Source organism: Thermogemmatispora sp., assembly GCF_019683755.1.
Taxonomy (GTDB): Bacteria; Chloroflexota; Ktedonobacteria; order Ktedonobacterales; family Ktedonobacteraceae; genus Thermogemmatispora.
In genome coordinates this window covers 1-9237 of the sequence record NZ_JADGHT010000174.1, presented here as the reverse complement: position 1 = coordinate 9237, position 9237 = coordinate 1, and the positions used below count along the sequence as shown (strand labels likewise).

Here is a 9237-nt window from a genome sequence, read left to right as displayed (position 1 = left end):
GGATCGATCAGCCTTCAGCCTATGGGCCTACCTGGGCCGCTATCACCTGCTTTCTACAGTGGCTGGCCCTCCCTCTGGCCGGATCTAATAACCTGGTCCTCCCGCTGCTGCTCCTGCGCTTGCTCGGCCTGGCTACCCACCTTGGGTCGGCTCTGCTGATCTGGTCGATCAGCGGATTTCTGCAATCGGAGAGAGATGCCCACCAGAAGGGCGAGCAGCGTCGGGTCCTGGCCACACTGGCTTTCGCCTGGAATCCACTGCTGCTCTTTGAGGCCGCAGTGAATGCTCACAACGACAGTACTTTGCTTTTCTTCATTCTTCTTGCCATCTGGCTGCTTGTACGTGGCAAACCTGTTCTGCTCCTCTACTCCTTAGTCATTCTCCTCTTTGCCCTGGCTGCCTGCCTGAAGATCAATACGGTCTTGCTTTTCCCTGGCCTGCTGTTGCTGCTATGGAGCCGGGGCCTGTCTTTATCTCAGCTTGCTTTTTGTCTGGGACTCTACGTTGGCTGCATTGTACTGCTCTATGCGCCTTTTTGGGATGGCGGCGCAGTGCTGGAGGTTCTGCGTGTCAACCCCTCAGCCTCGCGCAATATTAATACGCTGGCGGAGTTTTTTGGTCAATTCTACAATGCGCTGATCGTCTCTCACTTCGAGGTAACGATTCCGATCATTGGCTCTCCAGGCGAGCGCCTGACTCATACCCTAAGCATGAGTCTCTTTGGGATCTGCTACCTTTGGCTCTGCTGGAGGGCGCTGCGACACAGTTGGCGTATCAGAAGCGTGAGGGGCTTGATTCAGTGGCTGGCGCTAGTCTGGCTTCTCTACTGTGCCATTGGTACCCCCTGGTTCTGGCCCTGGTACTTGGTCACCTTCTTTGGCCTTTACGCCCTGTTAGAAGCGAGCGGTGACAGTAGGCGCTGGCCATTGACTCTCGTGCGTTGGAGGGGGCTGGCTGGTCTGCGTCGTCCTCTGCCTTTCCGCCTGCTCAGCTTGACGATGCTGATGCTTTATGGCTCCTACGCCTGGGCTTTACACGGCGCCTTTGTACCTTTCCTGCCCGGCTTCAAGCTGGCCTATCTGCGTGGTCTTGGCGCCTGGCTCCTTCCACTGCTGCTCACCTGGCTAACTGACCGGGTTGCCAATCGCGTTGGTCTTGACTCAGGTGCAGCGACAACTGAGCGTCTTTTCCCTCGTCTGATCCCCACTCCTGCCGTGGCCCTCGTGCAGCGTCTATCTCAGCCCTACCGTCTTCTGCTGCAGACCGACACACAGGAGAAGTATAGACAGGAAAAGGAAAAGCTGCGATCCTGAGGTCAGGAAGAGTCCACCAAAGGAGGAAGCTTGGATCTGCTCGACCAGGCCGCCGGTCTTAGCCGGCGGCCTGAAGCGGTACCTGAGACGAAGGGCCCAGGCCCCGCCTCACTCTCTTCCCGATCTCTCCACCTGCCTTCGTCGCAGTCTAGCATTGGGACCATTCATTCCTCATTCCTGGTCATCCACTGCGACGGAGGTCTCTCCGCTCATCCCAGACGGTTAAACGGCGGATGACATCCAGCAGATCACGTACGTGAAAAGGCTTGACAATGACCTGCTGCACATCAAGAGCGGCAGCCGCAGCCAAACCAGCGCCAGCAGTGACGACCACAATCTGAGGGAAAGGATGGGACGGTTCCCACTGGGAGCGCAGGCGCTGCAAGAAGGTTGCGCCATCCATACCCGGCATAGCGAGATCGAGTAAGATCACTGCTGGATAGCGCCCCTCGCGCACTGCGTTATCAACCCAGGCCAGAGCTTCTTGACCTTCGGCAGCCTCCGCTGGTTCATAGCCATCCAGCTCTAGCGCCCACGATACCATATCACGAATAGCAGGATTGTCATCCACAACCAGCACTATCGGGTGACGATCCTCACTTCGATCACAATCATCGTCCATCGCTTCTTGTGTACCCCTTGCCATAGCGCACCAACAAATAGCAACAAACCCACCCCTCGCCGTGCCGCAGCTCAGCTATGGGTCGACTGGTACAGACCCTTGGAGGCCTCCTCGCTTGCCTTGGATCCGCCTCGCTCTGGTGCCTGATTCTTCGCCCTCGCCTTCTCTTGCAAAAGGCCCCAAGCCACTTTTATCGCCGGTCAACGGGCAGCAAATGAGGAGCCCAGGAAAGAGCGAAGGGCATCAAGAAAAGCCTGCGGCTGCTCTAAATTGGAGAGATGAGCGGCCCGTGGTATAACCCGCAGTTGAGCCTGAGGGATGCGAGCCGCATACTCACGAGCTAGCGACGGAGGCGAGAGCTGATCTTGTTCGCCCACAATGACCAGTACCGGACAGCGGATGGTAGGCAACAGAGCGCGAGCATCAGCGCGCTGTGCCATGCCGCGCGAGGCCGCAGCAATGCCCCGCGGTGTCGCCGCCGCAATCAAGCGACGTACCTGTGCCTCGATCTCAGGCCGCTGGCGACGTGTCTCCTCAGCCAGAAGACGCGGGATCTGCAGATCAGCCACTGCCTCAACACCTTGCGTCTCGGCCAGACGTGCTAACTGCTCGCGGTTGGCCCTGGCCTCCTCACTATCAGGCTCAGGACGCGTATCAGCCAGAATCAGCCCCCGGACGCGCTGGGGGAACTTGCGCAGAAAGGCAAAGGCCACATAGCCCCCCATCGAGAGGCCACAGAGCACAGCGCCATCCATACCCAGCCAGTCCATCAGAGCCGCTACATCGTCAGCCAGCGTCTCCATTGAAAGGACCTCGCGATCAATTTCACTCTCGCCAAAGCCCCGCCAGTCGAGGGCCACCAAGCGATAGCGACCTTCCCGCAAGAGTCCCTCCATCTCGCTCTGCCACATGCGGCGATTCAGCGGGAAAGCATGTAGAAAGAGCACAGGCAGACCTGCACCATGATCGTCATAGGCGATCTGGACGCCGTTAAGCCGTGCTTTCATGAGTGGCTTTCCCTCCCTGCTCGCAGCCTGGCGAGCGCCCCAGTGGGCACCTCGCCACCATTCGCTCTGTATCTCTTCCCGAGCCAGAAGCAACACCGATCGGTCCCGCTTCCTCGCAGGTGCCTGCTCACTCCAGTACCTCCTCAGCCTGCTCGTGAGCGTGGTAAGAGCTACGCACGAATGGGCCAGACTCAACGTGACGGAAGCCCATCTTTTTGCCTTCCTCTTTGAGCGCGGCGAACTCCTCCAGGGGGACATAGCGCTGAATCGGCAGATGCTGGAAAGAAGGACGTAGATACTGGCCAATGGTCAGAATATCAACATCATGGGCGCGCAGATCGCGCATGACCTCCAGCACCTCATCCCAGGTTTCACCAAGACCGAGCATAAAGCCGGATTTGGTCGGAGCGGTTGGATTAAGCTCCTTTGCCCATTTGAGAACTTGCAGCGAACGCTGGTAGACCGCCTGGGGACGCACACGGCGATAGAGGCGAGGCACCGTCTCTACATTATGGTTAAAGACATCGGGCCTGGCATCCATCACCACCTTGAGCGCCTCATAGTCTCCCTTGAAATCGGGCGTGAGCACCTCGACTTTGCAGCCCGGGTTGAGACGCCGAATCCAGCGAATGGTGGCTGCAAAGATGGATGCCCCCCCATCCTTCAGCTCGTCACGATTGACCGAGGTTACCACGGCATAGCGCAGCCCCATTTGCCGGACCGCCTCCGCCACACGCTTCGGCTCCGCCCAGTCCACACCCAGGGGTCGCCCTGTCTCCACGGCACAGAAGCCACAGCTACGTGTACAGATGCGTCCCAAGATCATAAAGGTGGCTGTGCCATGCCCCCAGCATTCACGTATGTTGGGACAGCGCGCCTCCTCGCAAACCGTGTGCAGCGCTTTGCTGCGCATGAGCCGCTTGATCTCTTCATAGCTCTCCCCCTCGGGCGGGCGCACACGCAACCACGAGGGGCGGCGCTCAGGGATAATGGTCGCCATGATCGTTCCTCTACTTCCTCTCTTAGCTTCGCCTGGCCAGGCCCGACCTCGCTCAGTCCAGCCTGCTGACTGGCCAGCGCGTGCCCTGGCCAGAGACCTGGCCGATCACCTCACCGGCGGGCAGCTCTCTGTCGCTCCACTCTGCTCTCCTAGCTCTCCTACGCTGGCAGGGGTCCCTCTCCCCTGGCCTGGCCTGGTCTGGCCTTGCTCCACCAGACCAGGTGCCTGGCCCTTCATATCATCGACGCCAGTTAGTAGACGTCGATTTCCGGCCCGTAGCTCTGCAGCTTGGCCCGCACGGCCTGCAGAAAAGCAGCAGCCCCCGCACCATCAAGGATGCGATGGTCAAAGGAGAGACAGAGATACATCATGTAACGAATAGCAATGGCATCGTCCTCTGTCACCACCGGACGCTTGACCACGGCATCCATGCTGAGAATGGCCGCATGGGGCTGGTTGATAATCGGTACTGATAGTATTGTACCAAAGGTACCCGGGTTATTGACCACAAAGGTGCTTCCCTGAAGATCCTGCACCGTCAAGCGATTACTGCGCGCTCGTTGGGCGACCTCGTTGAGGCGTCGCGCCAGACCAGCAATGGTATATTGGTCGGCATCATGGATAGTAGGCACCACCAGGCCACTATCAGTGGCAACCGCGACCCCTAGATGGATGCGCTTCTTGACGATGATACGGTTGTCCTCGGTCCAGGTGGAGTTGATCAGCGGCACCTTGCGAATGCCCTCGCAGACGGCTTTCATGACAAAAGGCACGTAGCTGATGCTGTACCCCTCGCGCCGCTTGAACTCCTCTTTGTTGCGCTCTAGCCAGCGCGCAATAGCGGTCATATCGACCTCGACGACGGTGGTAGCATGAGGCGCCGTACGCTTGCTGCGCACCATGTGCTCAGCAATAGCCAGGCGCATGCGATCAGGGACGATGACCTCTTCGTCCGGCCCGACGATTGGCTCCGGCCCTCTGGCGGCAGCCGCAGCAGCCGGACTTTCGACAGGGACCGCAGCGGGCTTGAGTTGGGCCGCCATAGCCGTCGCGGGCGCCTGCGTCCGCGCCTGACGCTGCTCTAGATAGGCCAGAATATCCTCCTTACGCACCCGGCCCCCGATACCCGTGCCCTTGATCTCATTGAGATCGATGCCGTGTTCGCGCGCAAGGCGACGCGCCAGAGGCGAAATGCGCTGACGCTCGCCAGGTTGCTGACCATCATGTGGCTCCGCCGTCACGGCCTCAGCCTCTACAGAGAGTGCTGAGGTGCCACGCTGCACAGCAGCTGCAGAAGTCACTTGCTCAGTCGCGACTGCCCCACTCACTGTAGCCGCCTTCTCAGCCGGCGCCATCTGCTCCTCTTCTTCTGCCTTCGCACTCCCTGCGCCCTCCTCCTCAATCAGGGCGATGGCAGTTCCAACAGGTACCGTTTGATCAGCCGGCACCAGAATCTTGACCAGGCGACCAGCTACCGGCGAGGGCAGCTCAGCATTCACTTTGTCAGTCACTACCTCAGCTAGAGCTTCATCCTTCTCCACATAGTCGCCCTCGCGCTTGAGCCAGGCAGCTACGGTTCCTTCTGCAACAGACTCGCCGAGACGGGGGAATTTCACCGGCGTTGGCATAATCCACTCCTCGCAAACAATTATTCCATATGGTTCCTTTCAGATCAGAAGCGTCTCAGAAGCATCAGAGGCACACGTATGCTCTTGCCTGTTTGGCTATACCAGCCCTATTATCTTACGCTTCCTCTGCGAGCCTCCTCACCTCTTATCCTTTCCTTACTTGCAGGACGGGAGAATAGCTCCACTAGTAGGCGGCAAGCTGGCGCGCCACGGCCACGATGCGCTCCACACCAGGTAAATAGGCCATCTCCAGAGACGGGGCATAGGGATAGGGAGCATCTGGCGCGGCCACGCGCATAATAGGGCCATCGAGATAGTCAAATAGCTCCTCGGCCAAGAGAGCCGCCAACTCAGCACCTACACCGCCAGTGAGGGTATCCTCATGGACAATCAGCACCTTATTCGTGCGTTTGACTGACTCCTTGATCGTCTCTCGATCAAGAGGCGTCAGACTACGCAGATCAACGACCTCGACCGCGAGACCATCCTCAGCAGCAAGCTGCTCGGCAGCCCTCAGGCACTGATGAACCATCGCCCCATAGGTCAGTATAGTCATATGGCGACCGTAGCGGCGAATAATCGCTTTGCCCAGCGGCACAATGTAATCTTCAGCAGGCAGTTCCTCACGGAGCTCCGGCAGCCGATAGAGCAGTTTATGCTCCAGATAGAGCACAGGATTGTTGTCGCGAATCGCCGCTTTCAGCAGGCCCTTGGCGTCATAAGTCGTGGCAGGCATGACCACCTTGATTCCTGGTGTATGAAAGAACCAGGCTTCAGGGCTGGCCGAATGGAACGGGCCCCCATGCGTTCCCCCGCCCGTGGGACCACGGATCACGAGCGGCAAAGGAATACCGGAGCGCCAGTACATCTTGCAGGCCATATTGACAATCTGATCGAAGCCGCAGGTGATAAAGTCGATATACTGCATCTCAGCGATTGGCCGCATACCCATCAGAGCAGCTCCTACCGCCGAGCCAATGATCGCCGTCTCAGACATTGGTGTATCGATCACGCGCTCCGGGCCGAACTCCTCCAGGAAACCCGCACTCACCTTGAAGGCCCCGCCGTAGGTACCCACATCCTCGCCAAGGAGGAAGACCGACTCATCGCGCCGCATCTCCTCACGGATGGCCTGGCTAATTGCCTCCAGATAGGTTACCGCAGTCATAGCCGAGTAACAGCCTCCTCTACCTGACTCATCGTACAGAAAGGCCGACCAGTGCGCGTATCCAGAGCGTTTACATAGCGCGGGTCGGTTGCGCCCGGCTCACCAACGATCGCAATCGGACCATCGGGAGCAAAGACATAGTCGCCTACGGTCGCTGGATCAGGCAGCGGACTGGCCTCAGCAAAGGCCACTGCGTCATCAACGACGGCCCGAACACGGCTTTCGATCTCACGACGGCTCTCCGCAGTCAGCAGCCCCTGAGCAGTCAAATATTCCTCAAAGCGCCTGATGGGATCTCTGGCGAGCCACTCTTCACGCAGAGCCGATGGCACATAGTCGGCTTTGTCGGCCTCAGAGTGGCCACGGACGCGGAAAGTCCGGCATTCGACGAGCGCAGGCCCCTGACCGCTGCGCGCATGATCCACTGCCCGCCCCACCACTTCCATCACCGCCAGCACATCATTGCCATCAACACTCTCCCCAGGCATCCCATAGGCCAAGGCCCGCTGCGAAAGCTGCTCGATGGCAAACTGCTTGCTGGTTGGCGTCGAATAGGCATAGCCATTGTTCTCGATGACAAAGACGACAGGCAAGCGCTGAACGGCAGCAAAATTAAGAGCTTCATGAAAGGCCCCTGTACTGGTTGCCCCATCACCACAGGTGGCCAGCACGATTGTCGAACGACGACGCATTTTCATGACTAGGGCCACCCCGCAGGCCACTGGCAGCGACTCGCCTAACATACTAATCATGGGGACAACCCCATGATGCATATCGCCAATATGTAATTGGCCATCGCGTCCCAGCGTCGGAGCGTTGCCGCGTGCCAACCACTGGCACATTACAGCGCGAGGCGAGACTCCCCGTACCAGATGCATGCCCAGATCCCGGTGCTGCGGTACAATGCAGTCTCCATCGCGCAGCGTCATTGCCGCTCCGACGGTTGTCGCCTCATGTCCCTGCGCCGTGTAGACTCCGCCGACAATCCGCCCCTGGAGAAAGAGCGTGCGCGTGCGATCCTCCATAGCGCGGGTAAGGCGCATATAATAATAGATCTGTAACAGCAGGTTAGCCCGCTCCGCTTCGCTCATGATCCTCTGGGGTACTCCTCAGTATTATGATCGCTTGTTACCTGCCTGACGAGGGAGTGAACGCCTCGTCTGTCTCTGTAATGGCCGACAACGGGCATCGCCAGCGACCAGCGAGTCGCAGACTGAGAGGACCTGTCGCTCCACCCGGTCGCCGTGATGGACGCGCCTGCCTCCATAAGTGTACCACAAAGCGCTCTGCCGCGAGAATGACGGCTTAGGTCCTCCGTTCCTTTGCTCGCGCCTGCTCCTCCACTGCACGAATTTCCTGCCGCAAGCGACGAATGCGCTCGCGATAGACATCCTCCGGCTGACGCAGATAGCCGTTTTTTTGGCCATCGCCCATGCTCACATGCCACTTGCGAAAAGCGAGGCCAATTTCCGCCTGATAGAGGGCCTTGACTCGCAACCAGTGCTTGAAACCATATTGCCAAAGGGCCTTACGCTCCTGACGTGTCCGTTGGAAGGAGTGTTGCAGCAGAGCATACTCATCCACTGTGACCACCCCATTGCTCACCTCGGAGGCTAGAAATTCACGGATGATGGCCGCCTCTTGAGCCAGCGAGCGGATCAACAAATAAAGCAGGAGCATCTGCGCAATAAAGGGCGGAATATAATCGCAGATGATCGCCACCAGCGCCAGCATAGCCACATGCGTATTGCCAGGATCAGCCTGAACCGCGGCCCCCGCCTGAATGTCGACAAAATCGAAAAAGCTGTGCAGCATTACAGCCATGATGTAGCCCAGCAAGGGCGTGATCACCTGCTGCCAGCGTGAACGCGTGTGACGCGTGTAGCCTAGCATGGAGCCAAAGCAGGCGGTGAACGTGGGATGTCCCAGCCAGCCCAGCACAACCCGGTAGATAATCAGAAAGACCAGCGAGTTACGGTAACCGCTAGCGAAGTAGCTGAAGTTCTCGACAAGGGCGAAGCCAGCCCCGATCATAGCCGAGTAAACAATTCCATCGGTGATGTTGTCAAACTGGTCGCGCAACACCAGAAAGAGCAGCAGCAGCCCCAGGCCTTTGACAGTCTCTTCCGTAAAGCCGGCATTGAGACCCTGTAACGCCGAGCGTAAGATCGTACTCGCGCCCGGCTCTAAAAGATTCATGATGACGCTATCAATGAAGCGCTCAATAAAGAAAGCCGTGGGGATGGCGATCACCATGCCCCAGAGAAAGGTAGCTAGACGGAGATACCACGGCTCGCGCTCGAAACGATCGATGAAATTCACTAGCAAGAGGGTGCCGAGCGCGGGAATCAGCGGAATGGTGAGAGCGGCCAGCAAGCTAGAGGCGCCATTCTGTGTGAGGGCATTGATACCAATAAAGCTGTTCAGAATAAGAGTAATGAGGGCGCAGATAACAAGAATCCCAAGTCCAACAGCGGCCATGAGCCAACGCATCCGGCG

8 protein-coding genes are annotated in these 9237 nt (G+C 58.5%); 1 reads left to right on the top strand and 7 read right to left on the bottom strand.

Annotation, left to right across the window (positions count from 1 at the left end):
• Window positions 1-1313, top strand: a 1313-nt coding sequence (locus IRZ24_RS12155) for a hypothetical protein (protein WP_297164546.1), incomplete at its 5' end; no start/stop codon positions are given.
• A gap of 181 nt (window positions 1314-1494) precedes the next feature.
• Here the strand turns inward: IRZ24_RS12155 and IRZ24_RS12150 are convergent.
• From IRZ24_RS12150 to IRZ24_RS12120, 7 genes are all read right to left on the bottom strand, one after another.
• Entirely contained in the window at window positions 1495-1935 is a 441-nt protein-coding gene (locus IRZ24_RS12150) for a response regulator (protein WP_297164544.1), read from the bottom strand.
• A 200-nt stretch (window positions 1936-2135) separates the two neighbouring features.
• On the bottom strand, window positions 2136-2942 hold the full coding sequence (locus IRZ24_RS12145; RefSeq protein ID WP_297164542.1) for an alpha/beta fold hydrolase: 807 nt from the start codon (window positions 2940-2942) through the stop codon (window positions 2136-2138).
• A gap of 127 nt (window positions 2943-3069) precedes the next feature.
• Complete coding sequence (lipA, locus tag IRZ24_RS12140; protein ID WP_297164539.1) at window positions 3070-3942, bottom strand: lipoyl synthase; 873 nt, start codon at window positions 3940-3942, stop codon at window positions 3070-3072.
• Between the two features lie 251 nt (window positions 3943-4193).
• Window positions 4194-5570, bottom strand: coding sequence for a dihydrolipoamide acetyltransferase family protein (locus IRZ24_RS12135; protein WP_297164536.1), 1377 nt, complete (start codon window positions 5568-5570; stop codon window positions 4194-4196).
• 184 nt (window positions 5571-5754) lie between these two features.
• Window positions 5755-6738, bottom strand: a complete 984-nt coding sequence (locus IRZ24_RS12130) for an alpha-ketoacid dehydrogenase subunit beta (RefSeq protein ID WP_297164533.1) — start codon at window positions 6736-6738, stop codon at window positions 5755-5757.
• Window positions 6735-7829, bottom strand: a complete 1095-nt coding sequence (locus tag IRZ24_RS12125; protein WP_297164530.1) for a thiamine pyrophosphate-dependent dehydrogenase E1 component subunit alpha — start codon at window positions 7827-7829, stop codon at window positions 6735-6737. The genes IRZ24_RS12130 and IRZ24_RS12125 overlap by 4 nt, the downstream gene beginning before the upstream one ends.
• Window positions 7830-8043: 214 nt before the next feature.
• A partial coding sequence (locus IRZ24_RS12120; RefSeq protein ID WP_297164527.1) for a PrsW family intramembrane metalloprotease occupies window positions 8044-9237 on the bottom strand: 1194 nt, incomplete at its 5' end.

Bases quoted from the DNA above. Each gene is read 5' to 3' on its own strand.
- IRZ24_RS12135 (WP_297164536.1), bottom strand. From the start codon at position 5,570: ATGCCAACGCCGGTGAAATTCCCCCGTCTCGGCGAGTCTGTTGCAGAA.
- IRZ24_RS12145 (WP_297164542.1), bottom strand. From the start codon at position 2,942: ATGAAAGCACGGCTTAACGGCGTCCAGATCGCCTATGACGATCATGGT.
- IRZ24_RS12125 (WP_297164530.1), bottom strand. From the start codon at position 7,829: ATGAGCGAAGCGGAGCGGGCTAACCTGCTGTTACAGATCTATTATTAT.
- IRZ24_RS12130 (WP_297164533.1), bottom strand. From the start codon at position 6,738: ATGACTGCGGTAACCTATCTGGAGGCAATTAGCCAGGCCATCCGTGAG.
- IRZ24_RS12150 (WP_297164544.1), bottom strand. From the start codon at position 1,935: ATGGACGATGATTGTGATCGAAGTGAGGATCGTCACCCGATAGTGCTG.
- lipA (WP_297164539.1), bottom strand. From the start codon at position 3,942: ATGGCGACCATTATCCCTGAGCGCCGCCCCTCGTGGTTGCGTGTGCGC.